12 protein-coding genes are annotated in these 21,211 nt (G+C 43.3%); 9 read left to right on the top strand and 3 right to left on the bottom strand.

Annotated features, from left to right (window positions below):
* Positions 1 to 68: 68 nt before the first annotated feature.
* Complete coding sequence (locus BMX50_RS22740; RefSeq protein WP_143065243.1) at positions 69 to 4,139, bottom strand: hybrid sensor histidine kinase/response regulator transcription factor; 4,071 nt, start codon at positions 4,137 to 4,139, stop codon at positions 69 to 71.
* 327 nt (positions 4,140 to 4,466) lie between these two features.
* Here BMX50_RS22740 and BMX50_RS22735 point away from each other — a divergent pair, with 327 nt between their 5' ends.
* The 5 genes from BMX50_RS22735 to BMX50_RS22715 all read left to right on the top strand — a co-directional run bounded on the left by BMX50_RS22735 (position 4,467) and on the right by BMX50_RS22715 (position 14,536).
* A complete protein-coding gene (locus BMX50_RS22735; RefSeq protein ID WP_091214460.1) occupies positions 4,467 to 6,359 on the top strand; it encodes a 7TM diverse intracellular signaling domain-containing protein in 1,893 nt (630 codons plus the stop codon).
* Between the two features lie 684 nt (positions 6,360 to 7,043).
* The gene (locus tag BMX50_RS22730) at positions 7,044 to 10,211 is read left to right on the top strand and encodes a SusC/RagA family TonB-linked outer membrane protein (protein WP_091214455.1); all 3,168 of its coding nucleotides are present in this window, start codon (positions 7,044 to 7,046) and stop codon (positions 10,209 to 10,211) included.
* 17 nt (positions 10,212 to 10,228) lie between these two features.
* Positions 10,229 to 12,103, top strand: coding sequence for a RagB/SusD family nutrient uptake outer membrane protein (locus BMX50_RS22725; RefSeq protein ID WP_091214448.1), 1,875 nt, complete (start codon positions 10,229 to 10,231; stop codon positions 12,101 to 12,103).
* Between the two features lie 163 nt (positions 12,104 to 12,266).
* A complete protein-coding gene (locus BMX50_RS22720; protein ID WP_091214445.1) occupies positions 12,267 to 13,376 on the top strand; it encodes an SPFH domain-containing protein in 1,110 nt (369 codons plus the stop codon).
* A gap of 32 nt (positions 13,377 to 13,408) precedes the next feature.
* Entirely contained in the window at positions 13,409 to 14,536 is a 1,128-nt protein-coding gene (locus BMX50_RS22715; RefSeq protein ID WP_091214442.1) for a zinc finger domain-containing protein, read from the top strand.
* Between the two features lie 241 nt (positions 14,537 to 14,777).
* Here the strand turns inward: BMX50_RS22715 and BMX50_RS22710 are convergent, their stop codons facing one another.
* Positions 14,778 to 16,022 carry a PepSY-associated TM helix domain-containing protein gene (locus BMX50_RS22710; protein ID WP_091214439.1) on the bottom strand — a complete coding sequence of 415 codons (1,245 nt, stop codon included), beginning with the start codon at positions 16,020 to 16,022 and terminating at the stop codon, positions 14,778 to 14,780.
* Positions 16,023 to 16,073: 51 nt separating this feature from the next.
* Positions 16,074 to 18,512, bottom strand: coding sequence for a TonB-dependent receptor (locus BMX50_RS22705; RefSeq protein ID WP_091214826.1), 2,439 nt, complete (start codon positions 18,510 to 18,512; stop codon positions 16,074 to 16,076).
* Between the two features lie 404 nt (positions 18,513 to 18,916).
* Here BMX50_RS22705 and BMX50_RS22700 point away from each other — a divergent pair, with 404 nt between their 5' ends.
* The 4 genes from BMX50_RS22700 (at position 18,917) to BMX50_RS22685 (ending at position 21,059) form a co-directional block, all read left to right on the top strand.
* Entirely contained in the window at positions 18,917 to 19,366 is a 450-nt protein-coding gene (locus BMX50_RS22700) for an SRPBCC family protein (protein ID WP_091214435.1), read from the top strand.
* On the top strand, positions 19,347 to 19,673 hold the full coding sequence (locus tag BMX50_RS22695; RefSeq protein ID WP_091214432.1) for an ArsR/SmtB family transcription factor: 327 nt from the start codon (positions 19,347 to 19,349) through the stop codon (positions 19,671 to 19,673). The genes BMX50_RS22700 and BMX50_RS22695 overlap by 20 nt, the downstream gene beginning before the upstream one ends.
* Entirely contained in the window at positions 19,670 to 20,119 is a 450-nt protein-coding gene (locus tag BMX50_RS22690; protein ID WP_091214428.1) for an SRPBCC family protein, read from the top strand. Before BMX50_RS22695 ends, BMX50_RS22690 begins: the two co-directional genes overlap by 4 nt.
* Before the next feature lie 163 nt (positions 20,120 to 20,282).
* A complete protein-coding gene (locus BMX50_RS22685) occupies positions 20,283 to 21,059 on the top strand; it encodes an SDR family oxidoreductase (protein WP_091214424.1) in 777 nt (258 codons plus the stop codon).
* Positions 21,060 to 21,211: the final 152 nt, after the last annotated feature.

The following is a 21,211-nucleotide window of genomic DNA, read 5'->3' as shown; positions in this document are numbered from 1 at the left end:
CAAATTCACTCTTATTTTTTTCAGGGAAGCTTTTCCGACAGCATTGCACCTGGCCGATATAGGAAGGTCTATTTGGAAGAGTTTTTTTCAAACTCGTTCATACGATACGAAATTTGAAAACTGGCGCGGTGTTTTTTGATAAAGTCAGACGGGTTGATCCCGTATTGTTTGAAGAATTGTTCGCGAAAGTATTTTACATCACTAAAGCCAACCTGAAATGCAGCTTCATTAACATTGCAATTGGTTTGAATGAGTAATTCGGCAGCCTTACGCAGGCGTACAAAACGGATAAAATTATTAACCGACTGCCCCGTGATATTCTTCAAGCGTTTAAATAAGGTTGCATAACTGATACCAATCTCTTTGGCCAGCACATATACATCAAACTTGTCATCGGTAAAGTAATGCTCGATAACCGAAATGCAATTATTCAGAAAATCTTTATTTTCCTGTGAGATACTACGACCGGTGCTTTTCTTGGTAACCTCCTTATAAAAGTAATTCTGAAGCTCGGTTTTATTGCGCAGCACGCTTTTTACCCGCGCTATAAGCAATTCTTTATCAAAAGGCTTGCGTAAAAAATCAATGGCCCCTTCCTCCATACTTTTAAGCATAATATCCGGTGTAGTATCGCCGGTTAACAGGATAACGGGGATATGGCTTATAGCCTGGTCTTCCTTAACAATCCGGCACAAATCAAGCCCGCTAATGCCGTCCATTACGATATCGCTGATAATTACGTCGGGAATGTGTTTTTTGATAAGCTCGAGGCCTGTGGAACCATCCTGCGCCTCAATTACATTATATCCAGGCGTAAAAATCTTTTTGATGTACGCACGGATCTGGTCATTATCATCAATCACCATAAGTGTATGTCTGGCCGAACTAAATAACTCCAACGCTGCCAGATTCTCGTCTTCCGGCAGAACATCTTTGTTGTCTTCGCTAATAAGCTCGTTTACATAGGTGTAATCCGGCACAACATCGTCAACAATAACATCTCCCGAAAAATGTGCTTTACCTTTTGGCAAGGCAAGCACAAAGGTTGTGCCCCCATCAGGATTGTTGGAGTAGCTGATATTACCTTTATGGCTCTCAATAAACACCTTCACCAGGTATAAACCTATACCAAAACCTTTTCGGAAATAGTTTTTATCCTTTGCCTGGTAAAATTTATCAAACAACCTGTCGCCGGCCTCGATATTTATACCTATGCCATTATCAATTACTTTAAAATACACATAAACATCGTCCTGTTCTATTACAACATGGATAATACCTCCATCGGGAGTAAACTTTATGGCGTTTGAGATGAGGTTAAATAATGCTATTTCTATCTTTTCCAGATCACAGTATACCTCAATAACATCTGCTCCGCCTGCGAGGGTATAATTGAGGCGTTTAATTTTGGCTTGCTGAATAAAGCATGAATAAACCTCGTTACACAAGGTCGCAAAATTTAACCTGCTCACTTTCAGCGAAGCATTTTCGCTTTCGGTTTTTCTGAAAAGCAGCAAATGATCAACCAAACCAAGCAGGCGGCGTGCATTGCGGTATATGGTGCTTAACTCTTCAGTATTGCCTTTGCTTTGATTAAGGAGGTCTTTTATTGGATTGATAATAAGTGTTAACGGCGTCCTGAACTCGTGCGATACGTTGGTAAAGAAAGTCAGTTTCTTTTCGTTAAGTTCCTTTTCCTTCTCTACCTGCAGGTTGGCCAGCTTTACTTTAAACGTGAGGCGCGCCTGGTTTAACCGATATCTGTAAAAGGCGTAACCCATGACAGCTATTAACGACGAGTAAATTAAATAAGCCCACCATGTGCGGTACCAGGGAGGCAGAACAACTATCTTAATGGCGATGGGCGGCGCTGTCCACTGTCCTTCTGTATTTGTAGCCCTGATTTTAAGGGTATAAGTACCTTCATTAAGGCGCGAAAAATATGCCGATTTTAGTTTGCCCACATAATTCCAGCCATGGTCCCAGCCTTCAAGGTAATAGGCATAGGAGATCTTTTCGGGAAAAGAGTATTCAAGCGCTGTGTAACTGATGTTCAGGGTAGCCTGACTAAACGGGATAGTTACTTTTTTTAATTCATTTAAGGGCAGCTTTTGTGCATAACCGCTATCAAGTTCTACAGATACGTTGTTTATTTTAAAATCAGAAAGCATGAGCCGGGGCTGGTGCGCATAGGGGGCAATACTATCCGGAGAGAATAAGTTAAACCCCTTGATACCTCCAAACAGCATTTTACCCGATGCAAGCTTTAGCGCCGCATTGTAATTGAATTGGTTGCTTTGCAAACCATCGGATGCATTGTAATTGATGATCTTTTTTGTGGTTATATTAAAGCAGGAAAGACCATTATAAGTACTGCACCATAAATTCCCGCTGTTATCTGCCAATATATTCAGTATGGTATTGCTCGGTAACCCTGCCGATTCGGTGTATCTTTTATACTGATGACTGTTGATATCATATTGCAGCAGTCCCCCTCCCTCGGTACCAACCCAAAAATTGTGTTTATTATCTTCGGCAATAGCCCTGATAGCCTGCCCAATAAAATAAACCTGGTGTTTTTTATGCTGAATATCAATTTTAATAAGGCTGTTGTAGTTACCTGCCCATAAATTACCCGCATGATCTTCAAAAAGTGCGTGGATATTTACCAGACTGTTATCAAAAAGCTCAAACTGATCTTTGGCCCGATTGTACAAAAACAAAGCACCACCCCAGGTGCTGCCAGCCCACAACCGGTGCTGCGAATCTTCGTACAACTTCCAAAAGTTTCTTTCTTCCTTTTCTTCTACCGGGTTGTAGCAGCTATAATGTTTAAACCGGCCTGTAGCATTATCAAAGGCATCAATACCGCCGTTAAAGGTTGCCACCCATATTTTATTAGTATAATCGTTTAAGATACTTACAACAAAATTACTGCTGATAGATCCCGGAACATTTTGATGCACATAAGGGGTAAATGTATTTGTTTTGGTATTCCAGTAATTGAGCCCTCCTCCGTCGGTACCTACCCATACATTATGCTGCCTATCTTCGCAAAACGACAAGATAAAATTGTTGATAACACTGTTTTTATTGAAAGCATCATGCGCAAACAGATGAAATGATGTTGGTTTACGGTCGATAATGTTTACACCACCCCGTAAAGTTGCTATCCAAATCCGCGACTCATCATCCTCATAAACAAAATCAACGGCGCCACTGCGTAAACTGGTTGGTGTTTCGCCTGCGGTGATATACGTAATATTGTTGGCTGCAGGGTTCCAGACCTTGATACCTCCACCATTGGTTGTAACCCAGATATCGCCGTTTTTTGTTGCGGCCAGACTAAAAATGTTATTGCTTGTTACTTTATTAAGCCCAATATCAAGCTTTGTTGTTTTCTGTGCAATGGGGTCGTATATAAACAATTCGTTGCCCCAGCCCGCAATTACCTTCCCGTTTCCATCAATAATGATAGAGCCTGCATTGGCCAGTTCGGGTGCTACTATCTTTATTTTGTCGGTTACAACATCATACCTGCCAAGGCCTGCCCCACTTACCAGTACCCATACGGTGCCTTGTTTATCCATCCGGGCAGCAAGTGTATTAAACCGCTGTTTGTTAACATCGTAAAGAATCTCTTTACCGATGGTGTCTGTTTTACCAAACTTGAGGAAACCATATGTGCCATTGGTGGCAAAAATATTGCCCGACCGGTCGGCGACTATCTCGTTGATATTAAACCCAATTTTAATTGGCTGATGCTTTTCATTATAGCAATAAAGCGCGTGAAAGCGCGAGTCGGCATAGTCAAAATACATGAGGCCTTTTTCGGTACCAACATATATTCTTCCGCCGCTGGCATTAATGGATTTAATGTGATTATTAACCAGCGAGTTTTTGTCGCCCCAAATATTTCGGAAAACCTTAAAAGAGTAACCATCATAACGATTAAGACCGTCATAAGTCCCCATCCACATAAAGCCATATTTATCCTGTGTGATACAGGTTACCGCATTATTTGAAAGACCATCTTCAATACCTAAATACCTAACCGGGAAACCAGGGCCTTTTGCTGAGGCTGTTAAAAAATAACACAAAAAAGAAATAAGCAAAAAGGCCTTTAATCGCTGAAACATTCGCCGTATAATCAATAACTGGTTGTTTCCAAAGGTATCAAAATGTAGCAGGCTTTCATTCGCAAATTTTATCCTGTTTTGGTATGTCAGGAAATACAATACATCAAAAGCGTATCAGAAAACAGAAAGAAAATAGCACAGCCGTTAACGACAAATAATTAACAATTAATTATATTTGGGATATTATAAACCGGTTCTTAATAAAGATTTTATTGTAATGGCTATATCCCCAAAAAGGGAATGCTATAATTGCGCGTAATCAAGTGGTTATGCAATTGTAACAGGTCATACTATTAATTAAAACATTTGATTAAACATTTACCTGCATTGACTAAATATTTATTCGCTTTTTATTTGTGCCTTGGGGGGCTTACCTCCTATGCGCAAAATGTACTCACGATTGATAAAAACATTCAGCAGCATAAGTTTACCCTTAACGAGGTAAAATACCTGCAGGATAGCACAGGGAAGCTCACATTCCAGGACATTCAGAAAATGAGCTCGTCTTTTACCGAAAACAGCTCATACTATCCCAGCAATCATCATAAAAACTCAACCTACTGGTTTCGGGTGCGAATGTACTTCAGCGAACCTGTAAACAATAACAGTGTTATTGAGCTATTTGATCAAACCACAGATGACGTTACGGCTTATATGCCCGATGCTACAGGCGGCTATATAAAAAGTGAATCGGGTGCTAATCTTGATTTCAGCAAAAGGCTTTTTCATCATAAAAACTTTGAGTTTTTAATTGGGGATACCCAGCCTGGCTATCATACTTATTATTTCAGGATAAAATCGCAAAATGCTGTAAACGTTATTATAGTTTACCGCACCATTAATTATTTTATTCATTATGCGCTTAATGAATATTTAACCTACGGCCTGTTTTACGGTATGATCCTTATTTTTTGTTTCCATAACCTGCTCATGTTCCTGGCGGTTAAAAAGAAACAATACCTGTATTATGTATTTTACATTTTAAGCGTAGGGCTTTATGAAATGAGTGCCGATGGCATCGCGTTTCAATATTTATGGCCCGAGACCCCGGGATTAAATCATTACGGTAACGGTATTTCCTTATACTTTATCAGCATTTGTGCCCTCGTATTCAGTAAAGCGCTGTTGCAGGTTAAAGAAAAAGCACCGCAATTTAACAGGGCCATCAACTATGTAATATTATTTCGTACGGTTTACTTTATATATTGCCTTATCTTCAACAAATCGTTGTTTGTATATAAGTTTGTTGAGGTGATCCCGCTGTCGCTGGCCTTTGCTACTGGCGTATATATATTCAAAAACGGCTACAAACCTGCCCGCTTCTTTGTACTGGCTTATTCGGTGCTATTTGTGGGTTTTATAGTTAAGGCACTCACGGCCCTTGGTTATACCTATTTTTTACCAGCCCCAATAAGTTATTACAGCCTTAGTTTTTGCTTTATTATTGAGATGGTACTGTTATCATTTGCCATTGGCGACCAGGTAAGGGTACTTCGAAAAGAAAAAGATGCGGCCCATGAAGAAACCATAAGGCAAATGGAGCTCAACAGCCAGCTACAGGATTCAATTAATGAAGAGTTGGAACGGCAGGTAAGAGCCCGCACGCATGAACTGGTTGAAAAATCAAACGAGGTGAGCCAACAAAGTCAAATCATCGAAAATCAAAACAAAGAACTATTACTGGCCAACCTGCAGCTGGAAAAACAAGCCGGAGAAATATTACGCATGAATGTTTTGCTTGAAAAAGATAACGTTCAGCTGAAAACGAATATTGAAAAGGTTACCGAATCAAGGGCACTTTCTACCGAACTCGGCTATGAAGAGTTCAGCGCTAAATATCCCGACCAGGAAACGTGCTTTAAATTCCTGTCGGCTTTAAAATGGAAAGATGGCTTTATTTGTACACGCTGCTCAAACACAACATATTGTGCCGGGCGATTGCCGCACAGTCGCCGGTGTACCAAATGCAGTTATGAAGAATCAGCCCTGCATAATACCATATTTCAAAACAGCCGCATCCCTATCAACAAGGCTTTTTATCTAACCTATCTTATTTACAGCACCAACGGAACCATATCATCACACCAGCTCTCCGAAAAACTTGATATCCGCCAAAGCACTTGCTGGACATATGCCATCCGCATAAAAAAGGTGCTGCAGGAAAAGAAAAAATCACGAAAAAAGAATGATCAGCAAGGGTGGACGGTGTTGGTGATGTGAGATAGCTTTGCTGGATCGAGCGATTCATATTTTCTTTCGGCATACGCCATCGCCTGTTTATTCTGTACAAACAACCTTAAAAACCATGTCATTGCGAGCGTAGCGTGGCAATCGCACGGAGGCACAGCTGCTCTGTATAGCATGCGATTGCCACGTCGCGCCTGAGCTCCTGCCCGTTTCGCTCCTCGCAATGACATGTTTGTTTACAGTTACTTGAGTCTCAGGGGTTCTCGAAGAGGATTTTGATGAAACGAAAACTTCGTTTCTATCATACGAAACCAGATTTTAGTAGTCTCTCCGGCTCTACAATTGTCATTTTTTAAATTATTTTCATTTTTTTTTCTTGTTCACAAAGCGTATCACCTGCAAAAATCAACCGGGTGTAACCCGCTGTAAATACGCCACTTCAACGTTTGAGTTTCTCGTTATTTAAACGTATCAAAATTGATTTAAATATCTTATAATCAATAACTTATATACAATACACCTATTGCATTATTGATTTATTCCACGTTAAATTTACCCCACCAATTACCAATTAGTAATACGCTTAACCAACAAATCGCTTATATGAAGTAAAAATCGCGCAGCAGTATTTACCTGCATTGCTATTGTGTGAACAAGGTTTGCCTATAGCCTATTCCGGCAGCCATAGCTGCTTAACCAACTAAACAGCAATTAATTATGAAGAAAAAAATTACGCTAATTTTTGTTTTACTTATTACCATACTAACGCGGTCCTTTGCACAGGATATTACCGTGAAGGGTATTGTTAAAGACAGCCAGGGTCTGCCAATACCTGGCGCCACTGTTAAAAACAAATCAACAGGTGCCGTAACTGTTACGGATATAAAAGGCGGTTATTCAATTACTGCGAACGGCAACGCTACACTTGTATTCAGCTTTGTGGGTTCGGCCACGCAGGAGCAACCGATCAAAGGCCGCACCACTATTGATGTAACCCTCACCGATGCCAACAAACAACTGGAAGAAGTTGTGGTAATTGGTTACGGTACCCGCGCCGTTAAAGACGTTACCGGAGCCATCAGTAGTGTTAAGGCAGAAAAGCTGGAAAACGAACATCCTGCCAGTGCTACCGACATTATCAGGGGTAATATCCCCGGTATTTCGGTTGCTTTGAATACCAGTGCCAAAGGCGGTGGCACAGGCGACTTGCAGATCAGGGGTAAAGCCTCTCTGTCGGGCAACGTTCAGCCGGTTATCGTGTTGGATGGTGTTATTTACCCTGGCCAGTTAGCCGATATCAACCCTAACGATATCGACCGCGTTGATGTACTGCGCGACCCAAGTGCGCTTGCCGTATACGGTGCGCAATCGGCCGGTGGCGTTGTAGCTATCACCACCAAAAAAGGTAAAAAAGGCGGTACACAGATCACCTTAAATGCCAACTTTGGGATAGCTCAATTGTTGCAAAATCAAAAATATTATACAGGCGATGGCTTCCTTAACTGGCGTGCCGACGGAGCCCGTAGTTCCAATACTTCAAACCCCTATTATTATTACAGCAATCCTAACAAGCTGCCGGATGGCGTAACGCTTGCCCAATTCCTTAACGGTGCCACAGGCGATCCTACTACCATCTGGTTGCAACGTTTAGGTTTATTCCCTAATGAGATTGCCAATTACCAGGCAGGTAAAATGACCGATTGGTCAAAACTGATCTTCCGCAATGGTTTCCGCCAGGATTATACAGGCAGCTTCTCGGGTAGCTCAGAAACGGTTAAATATTACGTATCCGGCAATTACACTAAAAACCAAAACCTGATCCAGGGAGGACAGTATACCGACGGTCGCTTCCGTGTAAACCTGGAAGGTAAAGCTGCCAAATTTTTAACGCTTGGTGTAAACGCGCAATTTGCAAGCCGCGATGAAGGTGCAGCCAGCACCCCGCTAAGCGGCCAGGCTATTGACGGTACTGAAGCTGATTGGACCCAGATCATCAACTCATCGCCTTATGGCGATATGTACAATGCCGATGGCTCGTTACGCCGGATTGATACTGACGACAGCGGTTTGAACCAGCGTAACCCTTTCCTGGGTAACCGCTACAATCAAAATGTGGCTGTTCAAAACACATTATTCTCTGTGCTTTTTGCCCGTTTAGATCTTCCTTTCGGTATCAAATACACGGTGAATTATGCACCAACCATTGAGTCGTACAGAAACTTCTTCTTCCGCCCGGTAGCTAACCCTAACGAACTTTCGGGTGGTACTGCTATCCGTACACAGGAAAACCGTTACAGGTACAATCTTGATAACATATTAAGCTGGAACAAATCATTTGGCATCCATAGCTTTGATGCAACCTTCCTGCTTAACAAAGAAAAATATTCAACCTGGTATACCAACGCCTCAAACACACAGTTAACCCCAACCGATATTTTGGGCTATCACAATATCGGCGCTGGTACTTTACCTGTTGAAAGCAGCGACGACCGCGTTTACAACGCAGATGCCATCATGGGCAGGATCAACTATACACTTTTAGGCCGCTACATCCTGACAGCTACGGTACGCCGCGATGGTTTCTCTGCATTCGGCTTGCAACACCCGCGCGAAGTATATCCTTCGGGAGCAATTGCCTGGGTATTCAGTGATGAAAGCTTCATGAAAGGTGACGCCTTTAAATGGCTCGACTATGGTAAATTACGTTTCAGCTATGGCGCCAACGGTAACCGTACCTCTACAACCACTGCCGATCCATCTATTTCATTGGCTGTATTGGGTGGTATCAAATATCCAACTGCAAACAACTCGGGTACAGTTACCAATAACAGCGGTATTTATGTAAGCTCTTTACAAAATGCCCAATTAAAATGGGAGCGTACCGTAGGACCAAACATCGGCCTCGATTTCACCATATTGCACAACAGGCTTAGTGGTTCGATAGATGTTTATGACCGCAAAACTACCGACCTGCTGGTAAAACGCAGCATTCTTGACGTTCAGGGCTACAACTCATCAGGCGATTTGGTTAATGGCGCCAACAACTCAAACCCGTATACTAACATTGGCCAGGTTAACAACAAAGGTTTTGAAATTTCATTGGATGGCAAGATCATGAAAAGTGAAAACTTTAACTGGAATGCCAGCGGTACTTTCTTCCTGAACCGCAACAAGATCGTTCACCTGTATGGCGCATTCCCGGTTACTGATGCCAATGGCGTTACCACCAATGTCGAAAAAGATGATATCGGTAACGGCTGGTTCATTGGCCATGACATCAACGCCGTTTGGGATTACAAAATTCAGGGTGTTTGGAAAACAACCGAAGCCGATGAAGCCGCTAAATATGGTGCTAAACCAGGTGATTTTAAACTACAGGACGTTAATGGCGACTTTAAGTTCACCAACGATGACAAACAATTCTTAGGCTCACAAAACCCAAGCTTTAGCTGGTCGTTACGTAACGATTTCAATATTTTCAAACATTTTGATGTATCGTTCCTGCTGGTATCAAGCATTGGTCAGCTTAAACAGTATAACCAGGCTTTAAACAATCCGGGCAGCGTAGGCTTTGCACGTATGAACTCATACGTATTGCCTTACTGGACACCTGATAACCAGATTGATGATTACGCCCGCTTAAACTCAGGCTCATCAGGCACTACCATCAACGTTTGGCGCAAAGCTTCGTTTGTAAGGCTGCAAACAGCTTCTATCGGCTATACTTTCAGTCCACAGCTTATCAAACGCCTGGGCATATCAAGCGCCAAAATATTTGTGAATGCAAGCAATGCTGCTGTGTTTTCAAGCTGGCCACTTTGGGACCCGCAAAACGGCGGCCCTACTCCAAGATATTTATCAGCCGGGTTTAACGTAGTTTTTTAAAGAAGGGATTTTAATACATGAACAAGATAAACAAAAACATCATGGCTGCAGCTTTAACAGCGGCAACCATATTTATAACCGGAGGCTGTACCAAACGGGCTGATCTGTATCCGCAGGCACCTTCCAAATTTACACCCGACGTAACTTATACCTCTCCAGCTGCATTTAAAGCTGCTTTGGCTACGCTGAACGTAAGCGTTAGGTTTGAGTATTTCGGCGACTCGGCCCCTTTACTTACCGAATCGATATTTACTGATGCTGCGGTTGAGGGTACTACTGATAAAACCACGCCGGCACAGGATCTGAATGCGCGTATCACCCCTACCGCCAACCTGAACAGCGACGACTATAACAAAATTGGTCGTTACTGGAGCGCCTGGTACCAGGGCATCCATGATTGTAACGTTATTTTATCAAGGATAGATAATATCAAATGGCCATCAGATGCTGATAAAAACCTTGTTAAGGCTACCGCGCTTTTCCACCGCGCTTATCGTTATTATCGTTTAGTACATGAATTTGGTGATGTACCATTGTTGCTGAAAGAAGAAACCGCCGTAAATACAGGCTATTTCAGCACACAACGTATTGTTATCCTTAAGCAAATGAAAACCGACCTGGAGTTTGCTGTTGCTAACCTTACTGATGCCAACGCTAAAGGCGATATCTCAAAAGGCGGCGCTGCCCACCTTTTAGCTAAGGTTGACCTTGCACTTGGTTTATTTGATGATGCCATTGCGGCATGTAACGTTGCTATTAACGGCCCGTATCACCTCATGACCAGCCGTTTTGGTATAGTTGCGAGCGATGCATCTAAAAACATCATCTGGGACCTTCATAGGCCGGAAAACAAAGCACTGGGAACCAATGCCGAAGCTTTATACGTAGTACTTGACCGCGAAACGCTTGAAGGCGCTACGCCTAACGGATCGCAGGTGATGAGGAACTGTGTGCCTATGTGGCATAACGGTACCATCCTTACCCCGGGTGCGCTTAAACCGGGCATTTCAGATAAAGTAACCGAAGAGTTCCCGCTTACTTTATGGTATGGCCGTGGTATTGGCCGTTTGCGCGGTACGCCATATGCTACCAAATATATCTGGACTGATAATACTGACTTAAGGCACGCCCCCGGCAACTGGATGAACATGACCGACCTGGTTTTCAACAGCCCTGCCCTTAAAACCTCCGACCCAACATGGTATGGTAAACACCTGGAGCAGTATACCGACGCTAACGTGAGCAAACGTTTCCTGAATGGAGCCAAAGATACCATCCGCGCATGGTTTGGCTGGCCGCATTACAAAGTGTTCATCGGCTCGGGCCCTATTGCGCTCGATAAATGGTGGAGCCCGCCACGTGGTACCAACACCGACTGGTACGTTTTCCGCTTAGCTGAAACCTATCTGCTGCGTGCGGAAGCATACGTTTGGAAAGGGCAAAATGCGCTTGCTATGGATGACATCAACAAAGTAAGGGCACGCGCCAATGCACAATTATTAACAGATCCGGGCAGCGTAAACATAGGCACCATACTCGACGAACGCCAAAGGGAATTGTACTGGGAAGAGCCCCGCAAAACCGAGCTTACCCGTATAGCTTATATTTTTGCCCAAACAGGAATCCCTGCCTATAACGGAAAAAGCTACAATGTGGCCAATTTTTCAACAAACAACTTCTTTTATGACAGGATCATGGAGAAGAACGATTTTTATAAAAACCCTAACGTTGTGACCAACTCGGGTAATCACTTCACCATTTCGCCGTATCACGTTTTATGGCCTATCCCGCAAAGCGAGATCGACCTGAACGTAAATGGACATATTAACCAAAGCAAAGGGTATTCTGGTGCTGAAACCAATATCCCGCCGCTTGATAAGATCGTTCCTTAATTTAGTTGAATTTGTAACATTTGAGCCGGGCGTTAGTCAATTGACTAATGTCCGGTTTTTTGTTTTATGCCGGTTTAAAAGCATAAATAATTAACTGCAGACACATTTGTGTATCTGATTTTTTCACATATTTAAACATTATTTAAACCTTGTATCGAAAAATATGGGCCTGTTCAATATCCTTCGTAACGAACTTATCGACATCATAGAGTGGGTTGATACTACTCAAAACACCCTTGTATGGAAATTTCCACGCCATGACAACGCCATTAAAATGGGCGCCCGACTGGTTGTGCGCGAGTCTCAGGCGGCTGTTTTCATGAATGAAGGGCGCATTGCCGATGTGTATGCTCCCGGCACTTATGAGCTTCAAACCCAGAACATGCCGCTGTTAACCACGTTAATGAGCTGGAAATATGGCTTTCAAAGCCCGTTTAAAGTTGATGTATATTTTGTGAGCCTTCGTCAGTTTACCAATCAAAAATGGGGAACCAAAAACCCGGTAATGATCCGCGATGCTGAGTTTGGCCCCGTACGTTTAAGAGCATTCGGTTCTTTTAACTTTAAAGTTCAGGACCCAAAGAAATTTATAGCCGAAATCTCTGCCACCAATCCCGATTTTGTTATTGAGGATATCAATGAGCAATTGCGTAATACCGTTGTATCACGCGGGATGGATGCCGTGGCCGAGTCAAAAATAAATGTACTTGACCTGGCAGCCAGCTATAACGAAATGGGTAAATTCATAACCGAATCTATCCAGCCCGATTTTGCTGACCTTGGTCTTACCCTAACCAAATTACTGGTTGAAAATATTTCCCTGCCGCCAGAAGTTGAGCAGATGCTTGATAAACGCAGCGAAATGGGCATATTGGGCAACCTTGGTGCTTATGCGCAATTCCAGGCTGCCAATGCCATTGAAAAATCTGCCGAAAATACTATAGGCGGCAACTTGGGTGCTGCCGGTATGGGTTTGGGCGTTGGTGCGGCCATGATGGGCCAGGTTGGCAATATCTTTCAGCAAAACCAGGTTACTCCTAACAATACCGGCGGTAATACACCACCGCCCCTGCCCGGCGTTCAATACCACATTGTAAAAGACGGCAAATCTGACGGGCCACATTCCTTCAGTGACATCAATGCTATGATTGCCAGCGGAGCATTAAGCAGAGAGAGTATGGTTTGGAAAAAAGGTATGGCTGCCTGGGCGGCCGCATCATCTGTTGAAGAGATTGCAGAACTATTTAACAACGTGCCGCCGCCAATTGCCTAACCTGCGATCATTCCTAATCCTATCTTTCTGAAATGAACAACGAGGTTAATCCATCGGCCATAAACAATTCCTTAAACTGTTCGGGCTGTGGTGCATTGCTGCACTTTAATCCAGGCACACATAACTTGCTATGCGATTATTGCGGTGTGAGCAATGCCATTGAAAGCGCTCCCGATAGTCGCGATATTTTATCTTATGACTATGAGGAGTTTATTGCCGGTATCGATAACAATAAACAAAGCGCCGATCTTAAAGTAGTAAACTGTAAAAACTGCGGTTCGCAAACTATTCTGGATCAGTTTGTAACTTCAGATAAATGCCCGTTTTGTACAGCCCCACTGGTGTTAGACCTGGAAAGCGGGCAACAATATGTACCGCCGCATTACATTTTACCCTTCGCCGTTACCCAACAGCAAGGGATCGACTTTTTCAAAAAATGGCTTAAAAGCCTGTGGTGGGCTCCCAATGACCTGGCTAAAAAAGTAAGCGACGCATCATCGGCACTTAAAGGCGTTTATGTCCCGCACTGGACTTATGATACCTATACGATAACAGATTACAGCGGCGAACGTGGCGATTACTACTACACCACCGAAACATATACTGAAACCGTTGACGGCAAATCTCAAACCAGAACCAGGCAGGTACGCCATACGGACTGGTCATATGCTTCAGGAAGAGTGGAATGTGATTTTCGCGATCTGATGGTACCGGCAAGCAAATCATTGCCCGAAAAAACGCTCGATAAACTTGGGCCCTGGAATTTTAATATGCTGGTTAAGTTTGATGAACGCTATATGAGCGGCTTCCGTTCCGAAACCTATCAGTTAGATCCGGAACAGGGTTTTGTTAAAGCTACTGAGCAAACTTCAGGGCCAATACACTCGGCAATTCGGGATGACATTGGCGGAGATGAACAAAGAATAGATAGTACAGACACTCAATATCTTGACAAAGCTATAAAATACCTGATGCTGCCTGTTTGGGTAAGTGCCTATAACTACAATAATAAGGTCTATCAGTTTACGGTTAACGCCAGCACGGGCGAAGTTATTGGCCAGCGACCGATAAGCGCTATTAAGATCATCCTTGCTGTATTGCTTTTAATTGCGCTGATAATCATCGGAGTTGTACTGTATCAGAATGCGCACCAAGCATAAAAAGTGCCTTTGACTAATGTACCTGAAGACTTACGAAGCTTTAAAAACTTCGTAAGTCTGGGTTTTATTAAAAAAAAGCGTCATTGCGAGGAACGAAGACAACCGACCGTAGGGAGCTCATTAATACCTATAAAAATCAAATTATAATTATTAATAATCCCAAACTATACAGAGCCGCTCTACTTATAGGGGATTGCTTCGTTCCTCGCAATGACGCTTTTATAGAATATCTCTATCTCATTTACTGAACAACCAACTCCTTCTCAACCTTTTTAAGCCTCTGTTGTTTTACTGCAGGTTTCTTATTCCGCTTTCCCCACCAGATATAAAACCCGGTGATAGGCAAGCTGGCAGATACCATGGCCAGGAAAAACGCTACAACTTTACCGGGGATACCCAGTATAGCCCCAACATGGATATCGTAATTCATACGGCGCAATTTATCGGCAGCACCGGCATCTGCATAACGCCCGGAGTAAGGCCCAGTTGATTTGAAAGGCTTAAGCGTATATTGATCAAAATTGTAAATATTGGTCTTGTAATAAGTATCCGAACGCAGGTAAGCTATCACTTCCACCAAATCGGCTTTTTGGCTGGGTAAATTGATATAAAAACCTTCCGGTTTATCTTGTAAAGCAATCTGGTTCCATAATTTATCAACAGAAGCCATATTGAATGATAGCTTTAAGGTCGTATCCGATACCATGGCAGTTTCTTCGGTCAATGATTTTCCGCCCGATGTAGCCCAATATATTGATTTACTTACCCATTGAAAACTCCACACCAGGCCTGTTAAGGCTATGATAAGCAGCAACAACATGCTGTAAAAACCAAAAACATTATGCAGGTCATAGTTAACCCGTTTAAAGCTGGCATTCCATTTTACTTTAAAGCTTTTATCGCGCGTGGCCTTAGTCCACTTTTTGGGCCACCACAATACAAGTCCCGATATTAAAAGCACCACAAATATCAATATCGCTACCCCAATTATCGGCCGACCTATGGGGTATGGCAGCCACAAAGCGCGGTGCCCATGTAGTATAAATCTAAAAAAATCAAAGTCGCCCTTGTTACCCGCAAAATCTGTAGTCGTTTTTTTCAATACGCGCCCGCTATACGGATCAATAAAAACGGTTATCAGCAAACCCGTTTTACGGCTATAGGAAACCGCCGCCGCCGACTGATCAGGCAAGCCATAATTTAATGCAGTAGGCTTCATTCCCGGCACCGTTTTAACGGCGATGCCTGTCAGCACTGAAGGCGGCAGCATTTTTTTATTTTGTGGCTGTACGTGTGTCCAGGGTTCGGTTACACTGCGGATCTCTTTTTCAAAAACATAAATGGCACCTGTAATACTTACAATCACCACAATAATTCCCGAGAAAAGCCCAAGCCACAAATGCAGCCACGCAGAGATTCTTTTAAATAATGAATCGCCTTTCTTTTTTGGTTTACCGGCCCGTGCCGGGGTAGCAGTTTTAAGCATATTGAACTAAAAAGGCAGGCCGGAATCCCGGCCTGCAGGTGAATAATTTTTTTAGAAACGATAGCTGATACCAAGACGGTAGTTACGTCCGGCCTCTGCCTGCCAATAATAATAAGTAGCATAAGCCGCACCGCTGTACAGGTATTTATCAAGCAGGTTGTACACATTAGCGCTTATCTTGATGTGGTCTTTACCCCAAAACAGGCCGCCATCAAACTTATAATAATCGGGTAGCTGCAATTGTCCGCTGCTGGCGTTCCATGTCCAGGTGGTACGGTCGCCCTGGTAGGTTGCCCCGGCGTAGATACCGCTGTTTTTCAACGGACCATTTTGTATGGTATAAGTTAACGAGGCATTGATGTTATGCTTGGCATACCCCGGAACCTTTGCACCAACAACAGCCGTAGCAGGTAGGTTGGCTGCACCACCGGTTTTAGAGATCTTTGAATCGGTATAAGCATAATTGGCTACTAATGAAAGACCGCTGAAGATCTGTCCGCGGGTATCAAATTCAATACCCTGGGTTTTGGTTTGGCCCACATCTATCACAAAACCTTCTGAGCCTTTGTTATCAGGATCGGCGGTAAGGGTGTTGTTTTTAAGGATGCGATAAGCAGATAAAGTGGTGCTCCAACTGCCGTCAAACCAGTCGCGTTTAATACCGGCCTCCAGGTTATTGCCGGTAATAGGTTTTGGCAAGCTGCCATCGCGGATTAGGGCGCTTTGCGGCACAAACGACTGATCATATAAACCATATACTGATGTTCGCCTGTCGATATTTACACTTACGCCAAAACGCGGTGTAAATTTCTTCTGGTTACGGCCCGCAAGGTAATTGATCTCTTTTACATAGGTATACCGGCCGGCAAGGGTTACACGTAGTACATTATCAAAAAAGCCGAGCTCATCCTGTCCGTATACACCGGTGTATGACTGGCTCGATAGGTTACCTGCACCACGTTGTGCCAAAGGTTTCGATCTGTCAAATACCGGTAAACCCAAAGCAGGCTGGTTATAAACCGGATTGTTGATATTAAAAGGTTTAGTGTCGCTGTCAATAGCGCCGCCCTGTCCCCAATCGGCAATGTATTGTTTGTTGCCCAGGTCAAGACCGCCCAGTATACGGTGACGCACTACGCCTGTTTGCACATCGCCATTTAAAAATACCTGGCCAAATTTCATCACGTTTGAAGCATCCCAGATAGATACGCTCCTGATCAGATCGCCATTAGCTTTTACACTGTTTACCCAGGCCGAGCTGCCTTGTTGCTGGTAGTTAAAGTAACCCAACTGACCGGTTAGCTTCCAGTGCTCATCAATCTGGTGGTTAAGATAAATGAAAGCGCTGTTATCTTTAATATAGGTAGGTGCTATGCCGGGTTCAGTTATGGTAAAATCGCGGGGCTTTATGGCGTAGCCCTGGGTTGCAAAAACATAGTATGACCCAAGGTTTGATAATTTGGCATGCTGATAAGTGTACTCAAACGTTAATGAAGTTTTATCATCAACTTTCCATGTAAGCACAGGTGCTATGCTGAAGCGATCATTAAACTCGTAATTACGGAACGAGTTTTTGGTTTGATCCATCAGGTTTAATCGATACGAAAGGCTACCCGATTTAGTGGCTTTGCCATCCAGATCTAACGTGGCGCGGTACAGGTCATAGCTACCCATGGTCATGGTGGCCTCACCGTTAAAATCTCTACCGGTAGGCTTTTTAGTAACCACGTTATAGATACCGCTTGGTTCGCCGTTACTCATCATAAAGCCAGCCGGGCCTTTTACAAATTCAATCCGGTCAACAAAGCTCATGTCTTCGCTAGGCGGGCCCCAGTTTGATGTAACGTTCATGCCATTGCGAAATGCCGCAGCTCGGCTGCCACGCATATTTACTCGGGTATACAGATCGCCCCAGTGTTCCAGCCGGGTTGCACCGCTCACATTGCGGGTAACACCGTCGCTCATGGAGATCACCTGCTGATCGGAAAGGGTTTGTGATGTAATTACCTGGATGTTTTGGGGCGCTTCCAGCAAAGGCTCGTTCAGCCTGATGGAGTTGGAAGGCACATCGGCCTTATAGCGGCTTTTAGCGCCGGTAATAGCTACCTCTTTTAATATACTGGCATTTTCTTTCAGCATAAAATCAAGGGTTTGAGTACTGCCAGAGGCGACGGTTATAGACTGCTCTTCGGGTGCAAGGCCCACTGCAGATACGCGGATAATGTAATTGCCCGGTTTGATCTTACCAATGGCATAACGACCGTCGGCATCGGTTAGGGCTCCATAAGTGGTATTTTTTAAGGCTACGGTAATACCAATTGCAGGCTGACCATCGGCTGTGGTAACCTTGCCTTTTATGCTACCGGCCGCACCATCATCAGCCTTAGCTGAAACGGTTGAAAAAGAAAAGAGGATTAATAGAAAGTAAAAATGTTGAAATAATAGAGAAGTAAAGTTTGACCGTTTACTGCAGAGTAAAACAGATTTCATAATTTTGAGTGAAATGATTAATGGATTAAAAGGATCGGTTAACATTAACCCGATGTAAAGTTTGGCGACGGAGCATCGGGATTTTTGTTTTATAAGAACGTTCAGGGGGGTACGTTGATGTTCATTGCTACAGGATTTAGCGCAAAGAAACAACTTATTTAGAATCAGTCCAAATAAAAATACAGATTTGAGCTATATCCAATAGATTTACAGATACTTAGATATCCATTTAGCCATTACCAATAAGCCTAACGCCGGCATTATTCTCAGACTAAATTACTTCTGCTGTTGTGTTCATTCAATTTTGTCGGTGATGGATTATCAAGCATCTCCAGAAAAATAAAAATAAATTTGCGTAACTCACAAGTTACATATACATTTGAGTAACTTAAAAGTTACCTACCATGGCGAAAATCATTCAGCACCAATTATTTTACCCTCACCCTCCAGAAGTGGTTTGGGAATTCCTTACCAATCAGGAATTGATAACACAATGGCTCATGCCCGGCAATCTGAAACCTATACCAGGCCACGAATTTGAGCTAAGGGCTAAACCGATGCCCGAAATGGATTTCGACGGTATCTTTTATTGTAAGATCCTGGAAGTAGTCCCATTTAAAAAACTCTCCTATTCATGGAAATTTGGGCCGGGCAATGGCGACTTGAGCAATTCGACAGTAAACTGGATGTTAACTGAGAAAGACAACGGCACCGAGCTTTTACTGATCCACCGTGATTTTGCAGACTCTGTAAATCCGTTGATGTTTAACTCAATGGAAAAAGGATGGTTGGTGCTCATTACCAAAATGCTGCAGGTTATAAACACGGAAAAAGATGGAACAGCCCAGGCTTGACGTATTCCAGGTAATTGCCGATCCGAGCAGGAGGCAGATACTGCACCTGCTTTCGAAAGATAGTCGCACCATCAATTCGCTGGCCGAAAACTTTGATATGAGCCGCCCGGCTGTTTCAAAGCATATCAAAGTGCTTTACAATGCCGGCTTTATCTCCATCCAGGATATCGGCAGGGAAAGGCATTGTGTTTTAAAACAGGACGGTTTTAAAGAACTTAATGAATGGTTAGCCTACTATGATAAGTTCTGGGGCGATAAACTGGACAAACTGGGTGCTTTAATGAACGATAAAATGAACAAAAAATGAAAGATCAGGATTTAACGGTAACCATAACGGTAGACAAATCGCCAAAAGAGGCCTTCGATGCTATCAATAATGTCCGCGGATGGTGGTCGGAAGAAGTTAAAGGCGGTACAGAACAACTTAACGATGAGTTCACCTATAAAGCCCGCGACCTTCATCGCTGCACTATGAAATTGATAGAAGTTATCCCTAATCAAAAAGTAGTCTGGCTTGTACTGGATAACTATTTCAGCTTCACTGAAGACCAAACAGAATGGAAAGGCACCAAAGTGGTTTTTGAAATTTCCGGGCAAAACGGCAAAACGCAAATCCGTTTTACCCATCAGGGTTTAGTTCCGCAGCATGAATGTTACGAGGTTTGTTCAAACGCCTGGACAGGTTATATTACCGGTAGTTTGTACAAACTGATCACCACCGGTAAAGGAGAGCCTAATCCTAAAGAGAGTTAGGTATTCGTTCTCATCCACAGCATTAGGCAGAAACAAGACTTACGAAGTTTTAAAAACTTCGTAAGTCTTCATTTGCTCTGCTATCACTTCTTCAATTTCACCAGATTTTATCGCTGCCGGATATCCAAAAATTCAGGAGATTTACGTTTAAGAAAATTTGCTTATGAATTTAGGATTAGATCAAAAGGTAGCCGTTGTACTGGCGGCAAGTAAGGGATTAGGGAAGGCATCGGCTTTGGCTTTATCTGCAGAAGGCGCTAAAGTTATCATCGGCTCCCGTAATATAACCGAATTGAATTCGGCCGCAGATGAGATCCGGTCTCAAACCGGCAACGAAGTAATTTGCTTCCCGGTGGATGTTACCGATAATGAACAATTGACTTCATTTATTAATCAGGCTGGCAGCGTTTACGGCAAAATAGATATACTGGTTAACAATGCCGGAGGCCCTCAATTCGGCAAGTTTGAGAGTTTTGACGACACACAGTGGCATCAGGCATTTGAGCAAAATATGCTTAGTTTCGTCCGTACATCCAGGTTGGTTTTACCTTTCATGAAAACAGAAGGCAGCGGCCGGATAATCAACATCATTAGTGGCTCAGTAAAGTCTGTATTGGCCAACTCGGTATTATCAACCGCGATGCGCATGGGTGTAGTAGGCATGGCGAAAATGCTGGCCGACGAATTAGGCCCTTATGAAATTACAGTCAATAATATAGCACCGGGCCTCATTTTAACCGACCGGATCAAACACACGCTACCTCAAAACGTAGATCCGGAGGAAGCAATCAAAGAAAAAACAAAGAGCATCCCCCTTGGGCGTATCGGCAAGCCTGAAGAATTTGCGGCACTGGTGGCATTTCTTTCATCCGCCCAGGCAGCCTATATCAGCGGGACAACAATACAGGTAGATGGCGGAGCAAATCGGGCTATCATGTAAGCCGGCATCAGATATGTTAAAAATCAATTTATCGCGTTTTGCTTTGTGTATTCTGCATCAGCTTTTCCAGCGCAGTATTATTGTTACATTAACAGTTAAAAACACTATTGCTTTTTAGTTCAATTCCTCGATATTTGGTTTAGCCGCGCATA

Origin of the sequence: Mucilaginibacter gossypiicola, assembly GCF_900110105.1 — a bacterium.
GTDB lineage: Bacteria > Bacteroidota > Bacteroidia > Sphingobacteriales > Sphingobacteriaceae > Mucilaginibacter > Mucilaginibacter gossypiicola.
The sequence above is the reverse complement of the archived record's forward strand: the minus strand, read 5'-3'. Positions and strand labels throughout refer to the sequence as shown.